This is a genomic window from Streptomyces sp. NPDC056061 (assembly GCF_042266885.1).
GTDB lineage: Bacteria > Actinomycetota > Actinomycetes > Streptomycetales > Streptomycetaceae > Streptomyces.
In genome coordinates, this window is the sequence record NZ_JBHJWQ010000010.1 from 39,018 (window position 1) to 59,121 (window position 20,104).

A 20,104-nucleotide genomic window follows, 5' to 3' on the forward strand; every position below is an offset into this window, starting at 1 on the left:
CAAGTCGTGATCAACAAGGCGTGATCCTACAGGGGCACCAGCGAAGCTCCAATGACTTTCCTTTTACCTTTTCCCGGCGCGAGACCGACATCTCCGTATTTGCTTACGCGAATCACATCACCGCGACCACCCATGCACAATGAGGAATCCTTCCGTACCCGAGTACCGATGTGCGAAAACCTTTCCGATTGCATTATCGTTGGGACTTCGTCGGCCCCGTGGGACTTCCGCAGTCGGTCGCCCGTCCCTGAGATGCCGACGCACACGAGCGAGCTCGAGGGGGAGGGCATGCGGCCCAGGATCGATCCGCAGGACGTGGAGGAATTCGCCGTCACACCCGCCGGCCGGGCCTATGCCCGGACGGCGAAGGAGTCACTGAACGGGCTCCTCGCGGACAGGCCCCCGCCGAACGTCATGCGGACCATCGCCAACCACCCGGCACTGCTGCCCGCGATGCAGCCGCTGATGGCCCACGTGGCCGGCGAGGTCCTCCCGGCGCGTGAGCGCGAACTCGTCATCCTGCGCACGGCATGGCGTTCCCAGGCCGCCTACATCTGGGCCCACCACCACGCCGCGGCGCTGTTCGTCGGGCTGACCGAGACGGAGATCGCCCTGGTCGCCACGGAGGACACCTCCGAGTGGACGCTCTTCGAGAGCGCTCTGCTCACGGCCGTCGACGAGCTCCACACCGGGTCCGTCATCTCGGACGGCACCTGGAAGCAGCTCGCCGAGCGCTACAGCGAGGAGCAGTTCCTCGAACTACTGGCGCTCACCGGGACGTACAAGACGCTGGCCTTCATCCTGAACTCCTCCGTCGCCCCGATCGACCCCTGGCTGGAGCGTCCGGCGGTACTGCCCGCGGACCCCGCGCAGATGAGGTCGGGCAGGCATGCACGCCCGCAGGGGGCACGTCCGCCGACGCCGCGCGCCGATGCGCCGGACCGGCGCATCGTGCTGCAGAACGGCGCGGGGCTCTCCCTGCTCGCGCCGACGACGGCCCATCCCGAGCCGCCCCTGCACGAGATCCTCGTCCGCTACCCGGACCTGCTGACGACGGCCGCGAGCGTGCACGGCGCCGGCTCCCGGCTGCTGCTGATCCGCAGGAATCCCGCGGACGTCATGCCGGACACGGACGGCTATTCCTTCAGCGCCACCCATCTGTTCGCCGACTCCAAGGGCGTGCCGACCGTCGTCGAGGTGGTGGAACCCCACGACACGTGGAATCCCAATGACGCCCTCGGCAAAACACTCGACTATGCGGGCAACGGTGCGCGGCACTGGCCGCTGCACATACTTCAGCGTTCGCTCGAATACACGTCACAGCTGTACAACAGCACTGGCGAACATTTGCTCATGGAAATGGGATATGCAACCGATGAGAGTTCGTTCCTGCGCACGCTCGAAGCGAATCTCTCCGTAGGCCGACTGCGCATGGTCATCGTGGCCAGTAAATTTCCACCGGAATTCAGCCGGGTCATCGAGTTCCTCGGTCGTCAGCTCTATCCCGCCGAGGTGTACGGCGTCGAACTCCGCCGCTATTCCGACGGGGCGCACGCCGCGTACGTGCCGAGGGTGGTCGGCTGAGCACGGCTCTCGTGGCGGGCGGAGGCGGACCGGAGTCCCGAGTCCCGGTCCGCCTCCGCCCGCTACTTCTTCCGGATCAGCGTCATGCCGTCCGCCATGGGAATCAGGGACATCTCCACCCGGGGGTCGTCGCGGACCAGCGTGTTGAACGCGCGGATCGCGGTGGTGTCCGGGTCCTGGGCGTCGGGGTCGACGACCCTGCCGAAGAACAGGGTGTTGTCGACCACGATCAGGCCGTGATCACCGACGAGGGTCAGCGCCGCCTCGTAGTAGTCCGGATAGCGCTGCTTGTCGGCGTCGATGAAGACGAAGTCGAACGTGCCGGGCCCGTCGTCCGCGAGGAGGGCCCCGAGGGTGTCCGTCGCGTCACCGACGCGCACGTCGATCCGCCCGTCGACGCCCGCCCTGGCCCAGTAGTCGGCGCCGATCCGCGGCCAGCGGTCGGTGATGTCGCAGGTGACCACTTGGCCGCCGGGCGCGAGCGCGCGGGCCAGGCACAGGGTGCTGTACCCGGTGTACGTACCGATCTCGAGGATCCTGCGGGCCGGGGTGAGACCGGCCAGCAGGGTCAGCAGCTGTCCCTCCTCGGGCATGACCTGCAACGCGCTGCCCGCGGGAAGTTCCGATGTCGTCTCGCGCAACTGCCGCAGGACCTCGTCCTCGCGCAGGGAGGATTCCCGGATGTATTCCGAGAGTCCGGCCGGGAGACCCAACTGGTTCGCCATGCGTCATCCATCTTCTGTGATCGAACGGTCGGACGCGCGCCCGTGTTCAGACGCCGCGAAGGCTGACGGCGTGCAGCTTCATCGTGGGCGGCGGAGCGCAGGGCGCCGGAAGCAGGTGCAGCCGCTGAATGTCCTCCTGGGCGGGCGCGGGCAGCACGGCCCGGCAGTCGCAGGGCTCGCCGGTGAAACCGGCGAGGCGGTAGGCGATCTCCATCATCCGATTGCGCTCGGTGTGCCGGAAGTCGGCGACCAGGTGGGCGCCCGCGTCCGCGGCCTGGTCGACGAGCCAGCCGAGGATCACCGAACCCACACCGCACGACACCACGCGGCACGACGTGGCCAGCAGTTTCAGGTTCCAGACGTCCGCGTGCTTCTCCACCAGTTGGAGGCCGACCGCACCGTGCGGCCCGAACCGGTCGCCGAGCGTGGTCACCAGGACCTCGTGGCGTGGGTCGGCCAGCAGCCTACGCAGATCGGAGATGGAGTAGTGCACTCCTGTGGCGTTCATCTGGCTGGTGCGCAGCGTCAGCTCCTCCACGCGGGACAACTCGTCCTCGGTGGCGCGTCCGATGCGCATCTCCAGCTCCAGGGAACGCAGGAAGTCGTCGCTGGGCCCCTGGAATTCCGCCTCGGCCGACTTCCGCAGGAATCCGGCCTGGTACATCTGCCGACGGCGGCGGGAGTCCACCGTCACCGTCGCCGGGCTGAACTCCGGCAGAGCGGCGAGCTCGGACAGGCGCTCGGCGTCGTAGCACCGGACCTCCGGCAGATGGAACTGGACTTCCGCCCGCTCCGCCGGCTGGTCGTCGACGAAGGCGATGGTGCCGAGCGCGAAGTTGAGCTCGTCGGCGATCTCCCGCACCGAGTCCGACTTGGGGCCCCAGCCGATGTGCGGCAGGACGAAGTACTCGGCGACGCCCAGCGCCTCCAGCCGCTTCCACGCCTGGTCGTGGTCGTTCTTGCTGGCGACCGACTGGAGGATGCCGCGGCTGTCCAGTTCGGTGATGAGTTCCCTGACGGGGGCGGGGAGCGTCACCTCACCGTCCTCCAGGAGCGTGCCCCGCCAGAGGGTGTTGTCGAGGTCCCACACCAGGCACTTCACGATCGAGGGCTGTTCGGCCACTGCTTCTCCTTGACTCGTCTCGCCGTCTCATCCCGCCGTCGTCGACACGGCGTGGTCGGAAAGGATCAGCTGGCAGATCTCCGTACTGCCTTCGATGAGTTCCATGAGTTTCGCGTCGCGGTACGCACGCTCGACCGGATGGCTCTCGTGCGCGGCCGCCGACCCCAGGACCTGTACGGCCGCGGCAGCGCCCTGTGCGGCCCGGACGGCGCTCACCTGCTTGGCGAGGACGGAGGCGACGACCATGTCGGGAGAGCCGTCGTCCCAGCACCGGCTGGCGTGTTCGCACATCCGGGTGGCGATCTGCTCATCGGTCAGCAGGTTCGCCAGATGTCGGCCCACGAGCTGGTGCCGGGCCAGCGGTTTCCCGAACTGCCGCCGGGTGCGGGCGTGTTGGCGGGCGGCGTCGAGGCAGGCCCGCAGGATGCCCACGCAACCCCAGGCGACCGAGATCCGCCCGTACGCCAGCGCGGTCGTCACCAGCAGCATCAAGGGCTGCCCGCCGCCGAGTACCGCACCGGCCGGCAGTCGCACGTCGTCGAGCATCACGTCCGCGTGGCCCGCCGCCCGGCAGCCGGACGGCCGCGGGACCCTGGTCACGGTGACGCCCGGAGCCGCCGTCGGCACCACGACGGCGGCCGCGCCGGTGCCGTACCGCCCGACGACCACGATCACGTCGGCGTAGTGGGCAGCGGTTGTCCAGACCTTCTGCCCGCGGACGACGACACCGTCGCCGTCGGGTTCGATGGTGGTGGTCATCGCCGACAGGTCGCTGCCCGCCTCCGGCTCGCTGAACGCGACGGCGGCGAGCCGGCCTCCTGCCAGCTTCGGCAGGTACTCGGCGTGCTGCTGCGGGTTGCCGAGGCGCTGGATCGTCCACGCGGCCATGCCCTGCGAGGTCATCACGCTCCGCAGCGAGCTGCACCGGCTGCCGACGTGCGCGGTGAACTCGCCGTTCACCGCGCTGCTCGCCCCGACTCCGCCGAATGCCTCGGGCACCTCCGCGCACAGCAGGCCGCGGGCCGCCAGTGTGCGCAGGACGTCGTCGGGGATCAGACCGGCCCGGTCCCACTCGGCGGCCCGGTCACCGACCAGGTCGTCGACGATCCCCCGGGCGTCCGCGAGCGGTTCAGGCATCGGCGGCCCGCCCGGTGCCGTTCAGCCTGAGCACGAGGGCGGTCATGGCCTGGACGGACCGGAAGTTGTCCCGCTTGAGGTCGTCCCCCAGGATCTGCACGGAGAACGCCTGCTCCAGGTGGACGACGAGTTCCATCGCGAACAGCGAGGACACCAGTCCGGATTCGAAGAGGTCCCGGTCGGCGGGAACGTCCGCCCCGACCCGCTTCGACACGAACGCCGTGATCGCCTGCGCGATTCCCTCAGCGGTGGTTGCCAGCTCCTGGCTCACGAAAGCACCTCTCCGTAATCGTAGAAACCGCGCCCCGTCTTGCGCCCCAGATCACCGCGGCGCACCTTTTCCATGAGGAGTTCACAGGGCTCGAAGGTGGAATTCCCGGTCCGCTCGGCGAGCAGCCGCAGAGCATCCGCGAGGTTGTCGAGACCGATCAGATCGGCGGTGCGCAGCGGGCCGGTCGCATGGCCGAGGCATCCGCGCATCAGCAGGTCGACGGACTCGACGCTCGCGGTGCCCTCGGCGACGATCCTCGCCGCTTCGTTGATCATGGGATGGAGCAGCCGGCTGGTGACGAATCCCGGCGCGTCGTGAACGACGACGGTCTTCTTTCCCAGCCGCTCCAGAAGGGAAAGGACGGCGGCCATGGCGTCGTCGCCGGTCTGCGGGCCGCGGATCACCTCGACCATCTCGATGAGGTAGGCCGGATTCATGAAGTGCACCCCGGCCAGTTCCGCGGGTCGTTGCACCGACTTCGCGAGTTCGGCGACGGGGATTCCCGAGGTGTTGGTGATCAGCGGGACGCCTGCGGGGACCACGGCGGATACCTCCGCCATCACCCGTGCCTTGAGCGAGGCGTCCTCGGTGATCGCCTCGATCACCGAACCGGCGCCCGCCACGTCCTTGTTCGACAGCGTCGTTGTCAACACTCCGGGCGTCCGGCCGGACGGGAAGGCGCCCATGAACTGCCCGTGCCGCATCTGCTGCGCGATTTCCGTCCGGGCGTCCCGCAGCACGTCGTCCGAGACGTCGACCAGCACGACGTCCACCCCGCGGCCCAGCGCCAGTGCGGTGATGCTGCGGCCCATGACCCCTGCACCGAGCACAGCAATCGAATCCGATTGCGCATTCGCCAACATATGCCACCAACAGTGAATTTGATTGATTGCGTCCTGCACGAGGACGGTGCCGAATGCTATGGCTCCCGGTCCCCGCAGTACCTGACAGGAAAGCTTCTTTACAGATCCACAATGGAAAAGTTGATAATCATCGACCTAATTTGCCGACTTCTCCGGAGAGATTATGGGGGGCCGACTCCGCGGCCAACCCCTAACTGCCCCAGCAGGCGGTTGAGGTGCCCATGCAGGCGCCGTGGATCCTTCGTCCGGCGCTCCGCGCGCCCCGGCCTGCGTGAACACCACCCGCCGCGGAGTGCTGCGCCCGGGGCCTCACCGCTGCGGTCGCGGCGAACCGGCCCGGCCACGCGCCGGTCGTTCGCGACGACGGGTGTCCGGCTCTCCTGCGAGGATCGTCCTGCGGCGTCGCCGATCGGGAGGGGAACCATGACGGAGCGGGTGCGGGGTACGGACAGCGGGCCGGCACCGGTGGTGACGGCCGGGGCGACCTCAGGGCCTCGGCGTCGGGCCACCGGCGCGAACGCGCCCGGGGAGGCGGAGGTCCGGTCGGCCCGGACGCGGGGGCGCCTGCTCGCGGCGCTCGCCTTGTTGGTGGCCGGGCTGCTGACGTTCCACCGGGCCGTGCCCAACTCCGTGCTCCGTCTGGGCAGTTTGCTGGAGTCGTTCCTGCCGTGGCTCGGCCTGGTGGTCGTGCTGCTGTTCGGTCCGGCGCTGTGGCGACGATCCGTCGTCGCACTCGTGGCCCTGCTCCTGCCGGTGGCGTCCTGGGCATACCTCTTCGGCGGGCTGCTCCTGCCCGGGACGGCCTCCGGCACGCCCGACCTGGTCGCCGTGCAGCACAACGTCAGCGACGAGAACACCGACCCGGCGGGCACGGCCCGCATCCTGGCCGCCGCCGAGCCCGACCTCATCGCGTTGGAGGAGCTGGTGCCCCCGGCATCGGCGGTCTACGAGAAGGCTCTCGCCCCGCAGTATCCGTACCATGCGATCCGGGGGACCGTCGGGCTCTGGTCCAGGCATCCGCTGACCGGCATCCGGCCGCTGGACATCAAGCCCCGGGGGATCGAGGAGTCCTGGAATCGCGCGCTGCGGACCACGGCTCACACACCGCACGGCGAGATCGCGGTGTACGTGGCGCATCTGCCCTCGGTCCGGGTCGGGACGAGCGGACTCGCCTCCGCCCGACGCGACGAGAGCGCCGGGCTGCTCGGCAGGGCCGTCGCCGCCGAGGAGTTGACGAGGGTGATCCTGCTGGGCGACCTCAACAGCACCGTCGACGACCGCGGACTGACCCCGCTGACCTCACGCATGAATGTGGCGGAACGCGGCCTCGCCCTCAGTTTCCCCGCCGCCTTCCCCCTGGCCCGGATCGACCAGATCATGGCCCGCTCGGCGACCGTCGGCCGTATGCGTACCCTGCCCCCGACCGGCAGCGACCACCTGCCGGTGGCCGCCGGGATCGCCCTGGGCCGGTAGACGCTTCGTCCTGGTGGAGCCCCGGTCTCTCGCGGTCACGCCGGTGTCCGGTCATGTCCGGAGCAGAAACGGCATCACCCTTCCGAGGCGCTTTCCGTCATGCCTGCTGCCGCACGCGCGCACGGGCGAGCAGACTCGCACCTGCTCGCGCACGCGGGCACGGTCCACGGGGTATCCGTCCGTACCGCCCGCGGCGGAGCCGGTCCTCCCGCCGCGGCACGCGGGCCGCCACGGTCCGGCAGCCCGTCGGTCGTCCGCCGTGGCTCCGGTCGGTGGGCGACGGGACCGCACGGGCCGATCCGTCTTCCAGGAACGAGGTACACCATGGCGTACACAGCCCAGGAACACCCCCGCATCGGCTGGATCGGTACCGGCCGCATGGGGTTCCGGCTCGCCGCCCGGCTGCTGGACGCGGGGCACGACGTAGCCGTCTTCAACAGGACCCGTGCCAAGGCCGAACCACTGGCCGAACGAGGAGCCGTGATCGTCGACCGGCCGATCGACCTGGCCGACCGGGACGTCGTCTTCAGCATGGTCTCCGCCTCGCCCGACCTGCACGCGGTCGCCACGGGACCCGGCGGCGTGCTGACCTCGCCGACCGCCGCGCCGGGGGTGCTGATCGACAGCTCCACGGTCTCCACCGAGATGTCCGCGCTGATCCGGAAGGAGGCCGCACAACGGGGCACCGACTTCCTCGCCGCCCCGGTGAGCGGGAACCCTTCGGTGATCGCCGCCGGGAAACTGACCCTCGCGGTCTCCGGCCCCCGTGAGGTGTTCAGCCGGGTGGAGCCCCTGCTCGCGGTACTGGGACGCGGGGCCACCTACGTCGGCGAGGACGAAGTCGCGCGCCTCGTCAAGATCGCGCACAACGTCTTCCTCGGCGTCGTCACCCAGTCGCTCGCCGAGATCACGGTCCTCGCGGAGAAGGGAGGCATCAGTCGTGCCGCCTTCCTGGAATTCCTGAACAACTCCGTGATGGGATCGCCCTACACCCGCTACAAGTCCCCCGCGCTGGTCAACCTGGACTTCACGCCGACGTTCACCATGCCGCTGCTGCGCAAGGACCTCGGCCTGGGACTGTCCGCGGCCCACGAGTTCGGGGTTCCGCTGCCGCTCGCCGCGGTCACCGCACAGATCGTCGCGGGTGCCATCGGCGCGGGGCACGTCGAGGACGACTTCGCCGCACTGATCCTGGAGCAGGCAAGGAACTCCGGGCTCCCGCTGCACGCCGAAGACGTCCCCGTGGACGACGGTCTGTCGCCGCGCCCCTGAGTCGACGGGCACGGACGGGTCGGCGGTGGCTCGTGTGCCCCGGCGACCCGTCCGGGGTGCCGGCCGCGGGAGACGGGCGGCCCTCGTTTCGAGGCCCGTCGCGGCCGGTCCACCGTCCGGACCGGCCCAACTCCCCCCGGAGCCTGCCGACATGGCGGGAGCAGCCCGTTAGTGTGATCGAATGACAGAATTCAACGCCCTCGGTGACAGCACCGAATGGCAGCAGGACTTCGAGCGGCGGCTGCGTTCCGCCTACCTGGCCGCCGGGCTCGGTCCGGCCGCGGCGGAGCACCTGCTGGAGGAGGCACGCGCCGCCCTCGGCGACTGGGCCGTCGCGGAGATCACCGAGGGAGGGAACCGAGTGGGCCACGTCGCCGTGGGCGTGATCGACGACAACGGCACACCGGCGGGCCGGATCCGCGACCTCCACATCGACGCGGCCCACGCCGGCCGGGGCCATGGACGGGCCGCCCGCGACTGGGCGGAGGCATGGTGCGCGGAGCGCGGCGCACGACGGCTGAACGTGCGGCTCACCGGCCCCTCCGACGGCCTGTTCGACGACTACGCCGTCCAGGGCCAGACCAGGACACGGGCCGTGGGCTCACCGCCGAGGACGCGCGACGGCGTCACCGCACGCCCGATGACGGAGGCGGAGTATCCCGCGTGGCTCGCCTCCGAGAAGCTTGCCTACACCGGCGACATCGTGCGGGCCGGATCCCTGAGCGCCGAGGAGGCCGAGCGCAAGGCCGATCGCGACTTCGCCGAACTCCTCCCCGATGGTCTGACGACTCCGAGCACCACACTCCTGGTTCTTGAGGCGGCGGGCGAGCAGGTCGGCACCGGCTGGTTGAAGCACGGTCACCTTCCGGGGGTCACCTACGGCTACTCGCTGCACATCGAGGAACGGCACCGCGGCCGGGGACTCGGGCGGGCCGCGATGGCGGTCGGCGAGCGGGCCACCGTCGCGGGCGGCGACGACGTGCTGATGTTCACCGTGTGGGGCGGCAACGAGGTGGCGATGAACCTGTACACGAGCGCCGGCTACGGAGTCATGGAGGAGTTCCGCGCCATCGGGCTTCCCCGCCCCTCCGCCTGACGCCGCCCGCCGCGCGGACGACGCCGCGAAGTGCCCGGGGAACCCGCCCGGCACGGAGGCGCGGCGACGGCCTCTCCCGGGGGTCGACAAGAGCTGCGAAGCGGATCAGTATGGGGGGCCGTTGGGGCGGCAAGGTCCATCGGGGAGGACTGTTGCACGGCGTGGATTCTCATCTGGTCGCGATCGTCGGCATGGCGGGGCGGTTCCCTCAGGCACCGGATCCGGATGCTCTGTGGGAATTGCTGATCAGCGGCGGTGACGCCATCGGACCGGTCCCACCACAACGGTGGGATGCCGCGGACGTGGTCGATCCGACGCGTGACATCCAGTCGGTCGGGGGGTTCATCGAGGACGTCGACCGGTTCGACGCGGCGTTCTTCGGCATCTCGCCCCGCGAGGCCGAAGTCCTGGACCCGCAGCAGCGGTTGATGCTGGAGACGGTCTGGCGGGCCCTGGAGGACGCGGGTGCGGTCGCGGGCACCCTGCGCGGGTCGCGCACCGGGGTGTACGTCGGCGGTCTCTGGCACGACTACGAGCTGCTGCGCAAGGACGCGGGCGCGGGCGCGACACAACACAGCATCGTCGGCAACTCCCTCGACATCGTCTCGTCCCGCATCTCCTACGTCCTCGGCCTGACCGGGCCCAGTCTGACCGTCGAGAGCAGTTGTTCGTCCTCCCTGGTCGCCCTGCACCAGGCGTGTCAGGCGCTGCGGCACGGCGAGATCGACGCAGCGCTGGTGGGCGGGGCGAACCTGATGCTGACGCCCGAGGTGACCGTGGGGCTCACCCACTTCGGCGGCCTCTCGCCGACCGGGCGCTGCCACGCCTTCGGCGCCGGGGCCGACGGGTTCGTCCGGGGCGAGGGCGTCGCCGTCGTGTACCTCAAGCCCCTGCGAAAGGCGCTGCGCGACGGCGACCGGGTGCGCGCGGTCGTGGTGGCCAGCGCGGTGAACAACGACGGCGGCGGGGACAGTCTCGTCACACCGAACCCTGCCGCGCAGCAGGATCTGCTGCGGCGCGTGTACGGATCGGGCGCGGTGCCGCTGGAGCGGCTGGCCTACGTCGAGGCGCACGGCACCGGAACCGCCCGCGGTGACAGTGCGGAGGCGGAGGCGCTCGGCGCGGTACTGGGGCGGGCCGTGGACGGGCGCAGGCTCCACATCGGCTCGGTGAAGACCAACATCGGCCATCTCGAACCGGCTGCCGGGCTGGCCGGGCTCATCAAGTCGGTGCTGGCCCTGGAGCACGGCGTCGTCCCGCCGAGCCTGCACGCCGAGGAGCTCAACCCGGCGATCGACTTCGACGGGCTGAACCTGGCCGTCGCCCGGGAGCCGCTGCCCCTGACCCCGGGCAGCCACATCGGTGTCAACTCCTTCGGCTGGGGCGGCACCAACGCGCATGTCGTCCTCGGCGGGCCGCCCGGGGCTGCCGAGCCCGTTGTCCCCCTCGCCCCGTCCCGGTCCGGCGGACCGTATCTGCTGCCGCTGAGCGCGCATTCCGCCGAGGCGCTGGAGCAGCGCGAGACGGATGTGCGGAAGCTGCTGGCCGAGGGGGCCTGCGCCCGGGAGACGGCACAGGCCCTGGCCTGGTACCGGGACCACTTCCCCCAGCGGCGGGCCCTGTTCGGCCCCGGGCTGGCCGAATCGGTGTCGGGGCGGGCGCGGGAGGTCGGGAAGGTCGCCCTGGTCCTTCCCGGGCAGGGAGCGCAGTGGACGGGCATGGGCGCGGGCCTGTACGGGCACGACGCCGCCTTCACGGACACCATGGACCGGTGCGCGCGGGCGTTGTCGCCGCACGTTCCGTGGGATGTGCGCGATCTCGTCACGGGTCGGGTGGTGCCGTCCGGGGTGGAGCAGGTGCAGCCCGCGTCGTGGGCCATGTCGGTGTCGCTCGCGGCGGCGTGGGCGGATGCGGGGGTGACCGCGGACGTCGTGGTGGGGCACAGCCAGGGCGAGATCGCTGCCGCGGCGGTGGCCGGTGCGCTGTCCCTGGAGGACGCCGCCCTGGTGGTGAGCAGGCGCAGTTCGCTTCTCCGCCGGATCACCGGAGGCGGCCGGATGCTGGCCGTCGACCTCGGTCCGCGGGAGGCGGCCCGCGCCCTGGAAGGCTTCGAGGGCCTGGTGGAACTGGCCGTGCACAACGGTCCTCGGTCCTGTGTGCTGTCCGGCGACGAGGATTCGGTGCTGCTGCTTCAGGAAATCCTCGCGGCCGACGACGTGTTCTGCCGTCTGGTCGACGTCGACTACGGGTCCCACAGCCCGCAGATCGACGCCATCGTGCCGGAGATCCGGGAGGCGCTGGCAGCGGTGACGGCTCGCTCGGGGCACACTCCGGTGCTGTCCACGGTGGACCTGCGGCGGCTGGACGGCACGGAGATGGGCGCCGGGTACTGGGCGGCCAATCTGCGTCGGCGGGTGCGCTTCGCCGAGGCGGTGGATCTGCTGCTCGACGACGGAGTGACGCATGTCGTCGAGGTCAGCCCGCACCCCGGTCTGGGCACCGCGCTCCGCCAGATCGGCGAGGGACGAGCCGAACCGCCGGTCGTGCTGGGTACGTTGCGCCGCGGCGCGGGCTCGCACGGCGACCTGCTGAGGGCTTTCGGCGAGGCGTACGTCTCCGGTCTGGACGCCTGGGGGCCGCGCCCGGCACGGCGCCCCTCGGTGGTGGTGCCGCCGTATCCGTTCCGGCGCGAGCGGTACTGGGTGGCGCCCCGGCGCGGCGCTGCGTCCGCGGGCGGCCGGCCGGCCGTGGTGTTGGCACCGTCGACGGCGACAGGGGTGTGGGAGGGTGCCGTCGGGATGTCCGTGCGGGCCCATCCCTGGCTCGCCGATCACCGCGTGCACGACGCCGTCGTGTTCCCGGCGGGCGGCCATCTCGCCCTGGTGCAGCACGCGTTGTCCGGGCGCGGCGAGGGTCCGCCGGTGCTGCGCGACATCGGTCTGCCGACGGCGCTGGCGCTGGGCGACGAACCCGTGAGACTCGCCGTGACCTGGCGCCCCGGTGCGGGCGCGGCCGGAGTGGTGTCCGTGGTCTCGGGGGCCGTGGACCGCGGGGGCGGCGAGGGCGGAGCGGAGGGCTGGACACGGCACTTCCGGGCGGTGGCGTCCTGGGGTGCTCCCGTCTCCCCCGCCGCCTTCCCGGACCACCTGCTCCCGGAGAAGGAGTTGGACGCCGACGCCTTCTACCGGGACTGCGCCCGGCGGAACCTGCCCTACGGCACCGCGTTCCGGTCGGTGACCGGTGGGCACGTGACCGAGGACGAGGCCCTCGTCCGGGTGGAGTTGCCGCCCGGGAGCCGGTCCGGGGACATGAGGGGGGCACTGCACCCGGTGCTGTGGGACGGTGTGCTGCAGGCCGCTCTCGCCGTGGGCGAGGGCCCGTCGGTGCCGGTCGCGATCCGCAGTGCGGCGATGGCCGCGACCGGTGCGCCCCGTCTGTGGGTGCACGCGATGCGCACGGCGGACGGGACCGGTTTCGACCTCGCGGTGTTCGACGCGGACCGTCGGCCCGTCGGCCGGCTGGACGGAGTGGTGCTGGTCGGCCTGCCGGGTGCCGAGGAGCAGGACGACATCGGCCGGAACGTGTTCCGGACGGTCTTCGAGCCGCGTGAGCGGCAGCCCCGCCCGGAGGGCCGCGGCCGGGTCGTCGTCCACGGCCACCGGGACACGGGGGACGCGGCGGACGTGCTGGCGAACATGCCGGCGGGCGCCCTCGGCCCGGACGGGCTCGGCACGGCGGACACGGTGGTCTTCGTCGCGCCCGAGCGGGGGTCGGCGGGGCTGGTGGAGCTGACGGAGCTGATCCGCCGGTGTCTCGACGAGAACCCCGCGGTCCAGTTGTCGGTGGTGGTCCGCGGCGGTGCGGACTCGGCCGGGCTGTACGAGGGTTTCGTGGCCGTGGTGCAGGCGGAGTATCCGCAGTTGCGCGCCCGGCTCGTCGAGACGGACACGTTCTCGGCGGACCTGGTGGAGGAGTTGTCTGCGGGCGAGGACCGTGTGGTCCTGCGTGGCGGCGAACGCCTCGTCGGATTGCGGGTCCGGGGCGGTTCCTCCCCCGTCCCCGCGCCGTGGCGCACGGGTGGAGGCGCGCAGCCGTTCCGGCTGGGGGTCGCGCGGCCCGGCAGCCCCGACTCCCTGTGCAGGTGGCCGCTGGACCGGTCGGCGCCCGGCCAGGGGCAGGTGGAGGTGGCCGTCGACGCGGCGTCGCTCAACTTCATCGACGTGATGAAGACCATGGGCGTCTACCCGGACCGTTCGGCGGACCGCGAGGTGCTGGGGCTGGACTGCGCGGGCGAGGTGACTGCCGTGGGGCCCTCGGTGACGGGGGTCGCCGTCGGGGACCGGGTGGTCGCCTGTGGTTTCGGGGCGCTGGCCAGTCATGTCACCGTCGACGCGCGGCATGTGGTGCCGCTCCCGGCGTCGCTGAGTGCCGTCGAGGCTGCCGCGCTGCCGATGGTGCTGGTCACGGCCCACTACGCGCTCGTCGACGTGGCCCGGACCGAGCCGGGTGAGACGGTGCTCGTCCATTCCGCCACCGGCGGGCTCGGCCTCGCCGCCCTCCAGGTCGCGCGGAGAGCGGGCGCGACCGTGATCGCGACGGCCGGCACCGAGGAGAAGCGCCGCCTCCTGCGGGATCTGGGCGTGGCCCATGTCTTCGACTCGCGCGGTCTCGACTGGGCCGCGCAGGTACGCGCCGCGACCGGCGGCCGGGGGGTGGACGTCGTCCTCAACTCCCTGTCGGGCGCGGCGCTTCCGCTCGGCTTGGAGGTGCTCGCCGAGGACGGCAGGTTCGTGGAGGTCGGCAAGCGGGACATCCACGCCGGGACGTCCGTCGGTCTCGGGGCGTTCAAGAAGTCGATCTCCGTCACGGCCGTGGACATCGCGGGGCTGCTGCGTCGCCGTCCGGAGCGGTTCGCCTCGGTGCTCGGGGCCGTGTGGCGGCTGGTGGAGGCGGGAGAGCTCGGTCCCCTTCCGGTGCGCACGTGGGAGTTCACCGATGCCGAGGACGCGGTGCGCACCATGTCGCGCGGCGAGCACATCGGCAAGATCGTGCTCACGGGCCCGGCCCGCTGCGGCACGGTCCGGCCGCAGCCGCTGCCGGACGGGCGCCTGCGCGCCGGGGGCACGTATCTGATCACCGGCGGCCTGGGGGCGCTGGGGCTGTCGCTGGCGGAGTTCCTCGCGTCCTCGGGGGCCGGGGCGATCGCCCTGCTCGGACGGTCCGCGCCGGGCGACCCCGGCCGGATCGAGGCACTGCGCGCCGCCGGGGTCCGGGTGGGCGTGTGGTCGGCCGATGTCGCCGACGAGCGGCGGATGCGGACCGTGCTGGCCGAGATTCGCGCGCAACTCCCCCCGCTGCGCGGTGTGTTCCACGCGGCGGGGGTCCTGGACGATGCCACGCTGCTCGGGCTCGACGCCGCGCGGATCGAGCGGGTCCTGCGCCCGAAGGCGCTCGGCGCCCGGGTGCTGCACGAACTCACCGCCGACGACGCCCTCGACCTGTTCGTGCTGTTCTCGTCGGCGTCCGCGTACGTGGGCACGGTGGGTCAGGCCGCGTACGCCGCGGCGAACAGCGCGCTGGACGCCCTCGCGCTGGAACGCCGCCGGACCGGGCTGCCCGGGCTGAGCGTGCAGTGGGGTCCGGTGGCCGGCATCGGGCTCGCGGCACAGTCGTCCGGACGCGGCGACCGGCTCGCCGACCGCGGTCTGGGGAGCATCGGTGTCGACGAGTGCTGGCGGGCGCTGCGCCGGTTCGTCGAGACGGACGAGGCCGTTGTCGTCCATGCCGCCCTCGATCCCGAGCGGTGGCGGGAGACGTACCCGGCCACCGCCTCGCAGTCCAGTTGGCAGTCGCTCACGGGTGCGGACCGGGCCGCGGTCGACACGGGGCTGCGGGACGTGCCCGCGGAGCGGCGCAGGGAGTTGGTGGAGGACGTGGTGCGTCGCGACGCCGCGCTCGTCCTGCGCGTCGACCGGGGCGGACTGGACCGGGACGTCCCGCTCAAGTCGCTGGGCCTGGATTCGCTGATGTCGTTGGAACTGCGCAACAGGCTGGAGGCGTCGCTGGGGCTGCGGCTGAGCCCGACGCTCCTGTGGAAGTACGGCAGTCTGGCCCGGCTGGGCGCCGCGCTGTCCGACTTGTTCGACACGGAGGAGTCCGCCGCGCATGGGTGAGCACCCGGTCCTCACCGTCGAGGAGACCCGCCGGCTGCTGACGGAGTATCTGCCGGGCATGGACGGGTTCCACGTCGTCGACGTCACGCCCGACGGTCTGCTCCTCACGGCGTGTGCGTCGAGTCTGCCGGTTCGGCCGGGTGGGACGGTCTCCGGGCCGGCCATCTTCACGTTCGTCGATGTGGCCTCGTACGTCGCTCTCAGCGCCTATCGGGGCCCTACCCCGTCGGCCATGCTGACGTCCAGCAGCATCAGCTTCCTGGAGGCGGCGGAGCCGGGTGAGCTGCGCGCCCGGGTGGAGGCCGTGCGCATCGGCCGCCGGACGGCCGTGTTCGCGGCGCGGGTCGAGGACGGGCCGGGCAGACCGGTCGCCCTGGCCACCCTTCATTTCGCCTTTCCGGGTGGCAGGAGGCGCGAGCGGTGACGCCGTTCAGTCGTCGCCCAGTGCACGGATCGCGTACGTGACCTGCTCCCACGGGTAGTGCGGCAGCGGGTGCACGGCCCGCGCCGCCGGGTGGGCGGGGACGGCCTCGGCCTCGTCGAGCGTCCGCAGCCGCGGGTCGTCGGTGCCGCCGCCCAGGGCGGTGAGGGCGGCGCGGGCCCCGGCCGCGCTGTCCGCCCCGATCCACGTGGCGTGGCGCAGGCGGGTGCGGCCGTGGTTCGCGGTGTGGGCGAAGGCGGCGTAGTCGGACTCGGCGTCGGGGCCCGACAGTGCCTCCGCGTAGCGCAGTGCGAGGGCGCGCAGCGCGGGTTCCGTGTGCGCGGAGACGAGGAGACCGCCGGGCGCGGACGGGGCCGCGCCCGGCGGCGGGGCGTCGGTGCCCGGTGAGAGCACGACGTGGGCGTTGGTGCCGCTCATGCCGAAGGAGCTGACCGCGGCGCACCGGCCTGCGGACGCAGTGTCCCAGGGGATCGTCCGGGTGGGCACCGTCATGCCGCTGTCGCCGAGGTCGATGCGCGGGTTGAGCCGTTCGAACTGCGCCTGCCGGGGTATCTGCCGCTTCTCCAGGCAGAGGAGGGCCTTGAGCAGCCCCAGCACGCCGGCGGCGGACTCGGTGTGGCCGACGTTGGCCTTCACCGATCCCACGTACCAGGTCCTGCCGTTGCCGCCGCTCAGTGCGGCACGGGCGGCCTCCAGCTCGATGGGGTCGCCCAGCGGGGTTCCGGTGCCGTGCGCCTCCAGGTAGCCGATGTCGTCGGGGGTCAGCCCGGTGGAGGCCAGTACCGATGTGATCAGCCGGGTCTGCGCCGGTCCGTTCGGCGCGGTGAAGCCGGCCGACGGGCCGTCCTGGTTGACGCCGGTTCCCTCGATGACGGCGAGCACACGGTCCCCGTCGCGCTCGGCGTCGGCAAGGCGCTTCAGCACCACCGCACCGCAGCCCTCGCCGCGCACGAATCCGTTGGCCCGCGCGTCGAACGGACGGCAACGGCCGTCCGGCGACAGCGCTTCGGTGCGCTGGATCTCCGCCGTCGACCGGGGTGCGAGGACGAGGCTCACACCACCGGCCACGGCCACGTCGCAGTCCCCGGCCGCCAGGGCGCGGCACGCCGTGTGCACCGCGGTCAGGGAGGACGAGCAGGCGGTGTCGATGGCCATCGTCGGCCCTTCGAAACCCAGGGTGTAGGCGATCCGGCCCGCGGCGAAGCAATGCCCGTTGCCGATCAGCCAGGACGCGTTCGGCTCGGGTTCGGCCCACTGCCGGTAGTCCTGCCCGGTGATGCCGACGAAGACGCCGGTGGACCCGGCGACGCTCGCGGGCGGGATCGCCGCGTCCTCGAATGCTTCCCAGACCACCTGGAGCAGCAGGCGGTGCTGCGGGTCGAGGCTCCGCGCCTCTCGGGGGGAGATTCCGAAGAACTTCGCGTCGAAGCCGAACACGTCGTCCAGGTATCCGCCGCGGGACAGCAGCCCGTCCCAGCCCGAGTCGAACACGGCACGACGCCGCGCGGGCAGTTCCCCGGTGAGGTCGCGGCCCTCGGCAAGTGCCCGCCAGTACGTCTCGCGGTCGCCGATGCCGCCGGGCGCGCGCAGTGCGGTGCCCACGACGGCGATGCGGCGTGCGCCGCGGACGGCGTCCAGCTCCGCGCGCAGCGACTTGATCGTCTCCATGGCCCGGCGCAGTGGGCCGGCGTGTGCGGCGGTGTCCGAAGTCGATGGCATCGCCGGTGAGATTAACAGTTCGATGTGTCGAACGTGCCGTGTTCCGGAGGACTTCGGGATCAGCCGTGCCGTGGGGGCGGTGAACTGCGGTGGGACGAGGAAGCAGCCCGGGATCGATCGTCCGGCCGGGCCGGCGCGGTGGCACCTGTCCCCAACTCCGTTGCGGAGACAGATCGTTGGCGTAAAACAACGGGTGCCGGTGAAGTCTGGTGTTGCCGGTCCCGGATATGACAATGTGTCGACCCGTGGGCCTGGGGGGTCTGCGCCACACGCCGGGGTCGACCGTGCCCTCGGCCGGCGCCGTACCTCCGCCGCCTCTCGTCCTGCTCTGTTCGCCCGTGAGACAGAAAGGTGAGGTCGCCGATGACGGTCGCGGTACTGGACGATGAAGAAGTCGTGGTGCGCACGCCGGAGGAGTTCCACCGGATGCCCCGTGACTACCAGAAGATGCTGATCAGTCAGATCACCATCAACACCGAGGGCGAGTTGTCCGGCGGTGACGACTACGCGCTGATGTTCCTTCCGCTCGCGCCGTCCTCGGAGGAGCGTCAGGTGTGCGCGGAGCGGGCCGCCGAGGAGTACGACCACTACAAGATCGGCAAACGCATCCTCGCCGACATCGGCGTCGACACCACCTACATGGAGACGCAGCCGCTGTCCGAGCGCATGCTGTTCGCGGACGAGCGCATGCACACCTGCACCAGCTGGGCCGAACGCGGCATCTACTCGTACATCGGCGAGGAGACCGCGATGGTGATGCTCCGCGAGTTCGCCGACAGCAGCTACAAGCCGTGGGCCGAGGCGGTGCGCACGATCATCCAGGACGAGAAGATCCACATCGCCCACGGCGCCCGGGTCTGCCGCAACCTCGCCGACACGGAGGAGGGCCGCGAGCAGCTCCAAGTCGCGCTCGACCGGCTGTGGCCGATGTTCGTCGGCATCTTCGGCAGCGCCCACACCAAGCGCTCCCAGAAGGCCGTGCGCTACGGCCTGCGCAAGACCACCAACGGCGAGGCCATCGCGCTGTGGCGCGAGAAGGTGGCTCCGCGCGTCACCAACCTGGGTCTGCGCATCCCCGAATAAGCCACGGAGGCAACCATGGCCGTACCCGTGCTCATCACTCCGCGTCCGCCCTCCCGCGCCGAGGCCAAGGCCCGGCTGCGCGGGCTGCTGGCCGACCGGCCCGATCTGGCCACCCGCCTGAAGACGCTGCGCGGCATGGGCCGCCGGGTGCGGGGCTGCGAAGTCCATCTCACCACGGCGTGCAACATCCGCTGCAAGGGCTGCTGGTACTTCGAGGGCGGCTTCGACACCGCGGTGAAGGAGACCTCGGATCCCGGGCGGATCCGTGCCTTCGCCGAGAAGCTGGCGGCGGACGGCGTCACCCAGGCCACCCTCATCGGCGGCGAGCCCACCATCGTCCTGGACCGGGTCCGCCCGTTCGTGGAGACGCTGCCGTACATCACCATCTCGACCAACGGTCTGCGCCCGCTGCCGCGCGACGGGTACGAGAACGTCGCCATCGGGATCAGCCTGTTCGGCGGCGGACCGCTCGACGACGACCTGCGCGCCCACCGCCCGAACGGCTCCTCGTTCACGGGCCTGTTCGAGAAGGGGCTCGGGCACTACCGCGAGGATCCGCGAGTCACGTTCGTCTTCGCCCTGTCGGAGGAGGGGCTCCCGTACGTCGAACCGACCGTGCGGGCGATCCGCGACAACGGCAACCAGGTCACGTTCAACTTCTACAGCGAGCACGGCTCCGACCACCCGCTGCGGATCGAGAACGAGAAGCGCACCCTCGCCGAGGCCCTGCGGGTGAAGGAGCTCTACCCGGACACCGTGGTCAGCCATCCGTACTTCATCGAGGCCCTGATCACCGGACGCGGTCACTGGGGCGGGCGCTTCGGCTACGACGTCTGCCCGAGCATCAGTGTCGACATGCCCGAACACGAGCAGCGGGTGAACAACGGCAACCCCGTTCTCGACGGCTTCGCCGTCTACGGCGCGGACTACGAGACGCTGCAGTTCTGCTGCACCTCCGGCGACTGCGGCGGCTGCCGCGACAGCCAGGCCGTCTACAGCTGGCTGATGGTCAGTCTCAACTGGTTCCTCGACAGCGAACAGCGCCTGGAGACATGGCTGGACATGGCCGAGAGCTACTGGCGCCAGTGGTACTGGTCGCAGCGCCAGTCCCCGAACTTCAGCCGCTGAACCACCGAGCACACA

General features: G+C 71.3%; 14 protein-coding genes. 8 read left to right on the top strand and 6 right to left on the bottom strand.

Going from position 1 to position 20,104, the window contains the following annotated elements; genetic code table 11:
* Positions 1-288: 288 nt before the first annotated feature.
* Positions 289-1,584: a carboxymuconolactone decarboxylase family protein gene (locus tag ACFC79_RS16770; RefSeq protein ID WP_376240709.1), complete on the top strand. Its 1,296-nt coding sequence runs from the start codon at positions 289-291 to the stop codon at positions 1,582-1,584.
* Between the two features lie 62 nt (positions 1,585-1,646).
* Here the strand turns inward: ACFC79_RS16770 and ACFC79_RS16775 are convergent, their stop codons facing one another.
* From ACFC79_RS16775 to ACFC79_RS16795, 5 genes are read right to left on the bottom strand one after another with little or no spacing between them, the layout of a single operon-like run.
* Positions 1,647-2,309, bottom strand: coding sequence for an O-methyltransferase (locus ACFC79_RS16775; RefSeq protein ID WP_376240711.1), 663 nt, complete (start codon positions 2,307-2,309; stop codon positions 1,647-1,649).
* A 46-nt stretch (positions 2,310-2,355) separates the two neighbouring features.
* A complete protein-coding gene (locus tag ACFC79_RS16780) occupies positions 2,356-3,432 on the bottom strand; it encodes an HAD-IIIC family phosphatase (RefSeq protein WP_376240714.1) in 1,077 nt (358 codons plus the stop codon).
* Between the two features lie 27 nt (positions 3,433-3,459).
* On the bottom strand, positions 3,460-4,569 hold the full coding sequence (locus tag ACFC79_RS16785; RefSeq protein ID WP_376240717.1) for an acyl-CoA dehydrogenase family protein: 1,110 nt from the start codon (positions 4,567-4,569) through the stop codon (positions 3,460-3,462).
* Positions 4,562-4,840: an acyl carrier protein gene (locus ACFC79_RS16790; RefSeq protein ID WP_376240720.1), complete on the bottom strand. Its 279-nt coding sequence runs from the start codon at positions 4,838-4,840 to the stop codon at positions 4,562-4,564. The genes ACFC79_RS16785 and ACFC79_RS16790 overlap by 8 nt, the downstream gene beginning before the upstream one ends.
* Positions 4,837-5,703 (bottom strand): 3-hydroxyacyl-CoA dehydrogenase family protein, encoded by an 867-nt coding sequence (locus tag ACFC79_RS16795; protein ID WP_376240723.1) that lies wholly within the window; start codon positions 5,701-5,703, stop codon positions 4,837-4,839. Before ACFC79_RS16795 ends, ACFC79_RS16790 begins: the two co-directional genes overlap by 4 nt.
* Positions 5,704-6,267: 564 nt before the next feature.
* Between ACFC79_RS16795 and ACFC79_RS16800 the strand changes: the two genes are divergently transcribed.
* The 5 genes from ACFC79_RS16800 (at position 6,268) to ACFC79_RS16820 (ending at position 16,141) form a co-directional block, all read left to right on the top strand.
* The gene (locus ACFC79_RS16800) at positions 6,268-7,176 is read left to right on the top strand and encodes an endonuclease/exonuclease/phosphatase family protein (RefSeq protein ID WP_376241010.1); all 909 of its coding nucleotides are present in this window, start codon (positions 6,268-6,270) and stop codon (positions 7,174-7,176) included.
* A 324-nt stretch (positions 7,177-7,500) separates the two neighbouring features.
* Positions 7,501-8,448, top strand: coding sequence for an NAD(P)-dependent oxidoreductase (locus ACFC79_RS16805; protein WP_376240726.1), 948 nt, complete (start codon positions 7,501-7,503; stop codon positions 8,446-8,448).
* Between the two features lie 181 nt (positions 8,449-8,629).
* Entirely contained in the window at positions 8,630-9,544 is a 915-nt protein-coding gene (locus ACFC79_RS16810) for a GNAT family N-acetyltransferase (protein WP_376240729.1), read from the top strand.
* Positions 9,545-9,705: 161 nt separating this feature from the next.
* The gene (locus ACFC79_RS16815) at positions 9,706-15,717 is read left to right on the top strand and encodes an SDR family NAD(P)-dependent oxidoreductase (protein WP_376240732.1); all 6,012 of its coding nucleotides are present in this window, start codon (positions 9,706-9,708) and stop codon (positions 15,715-15,717) included.
* Positions 15,710-16,141, top strand: a complete 432-nt coding sequence (locus ACFC79_RS16820; protein WP_376240734.1) for a PaaI family thioesterase — start codon at positions 15,710-15,712, stop codon at positions 16,139-16,141. Before ACFC79_RS16815 ends, ACFC79_RS16820 begins: the two co-directional genes overlap by 8 nt.
* A 6-nt stretch (positions 16,142-16,147) precedes the next feature.
* Here the strand turns inward: ACFC79_RS16820 and ACFC79_RS16825 are convergent, their stop codons facing one another.
* Complete coding sequence (locus ACFC79_RS16825) at positions 16,148-17,878, bottom strand: beta-ketoacyl synthase N-terminal-like domain-containing protein (RefSeq protein WP_376240736.1); 1,731 nt, start codon at positions 17,876-17,878, stop codon at positions 16,148-16,150.
* A 363-nt stretch (positions 17,879-18,241) separates the two neighbouring features.
* Between ACFC79_RS16825 and ACFC79_RS16830 the strand changes: the two genes are divergently transcribed.
* Positions 18,242-18,961, top strand: a complete 720-nt coding sequence (locus ACFC79_RS16830; RefSeq protein WP_376240738.1) for a Phenylacetic acid catabolic protein — start codon at positions 18,242-18,244, stop codon at positions 18,959-18,961.
* Positions 18,962-18,976: 15 nt separating this feature from the next.
* Positions 18,977-20,089, top strand: a complete 1,113-nt coding sequence (locus ACFC79_RS16835) for a radical SAM protein (RefSeq protein WP_376240740.1) — start codon at positions 18,977-18,979, stop codon at positions 20,087-20,089.
* The last annotated feature ends 15 nt before the right edge of the window (positions 20,090-20,104 follow it).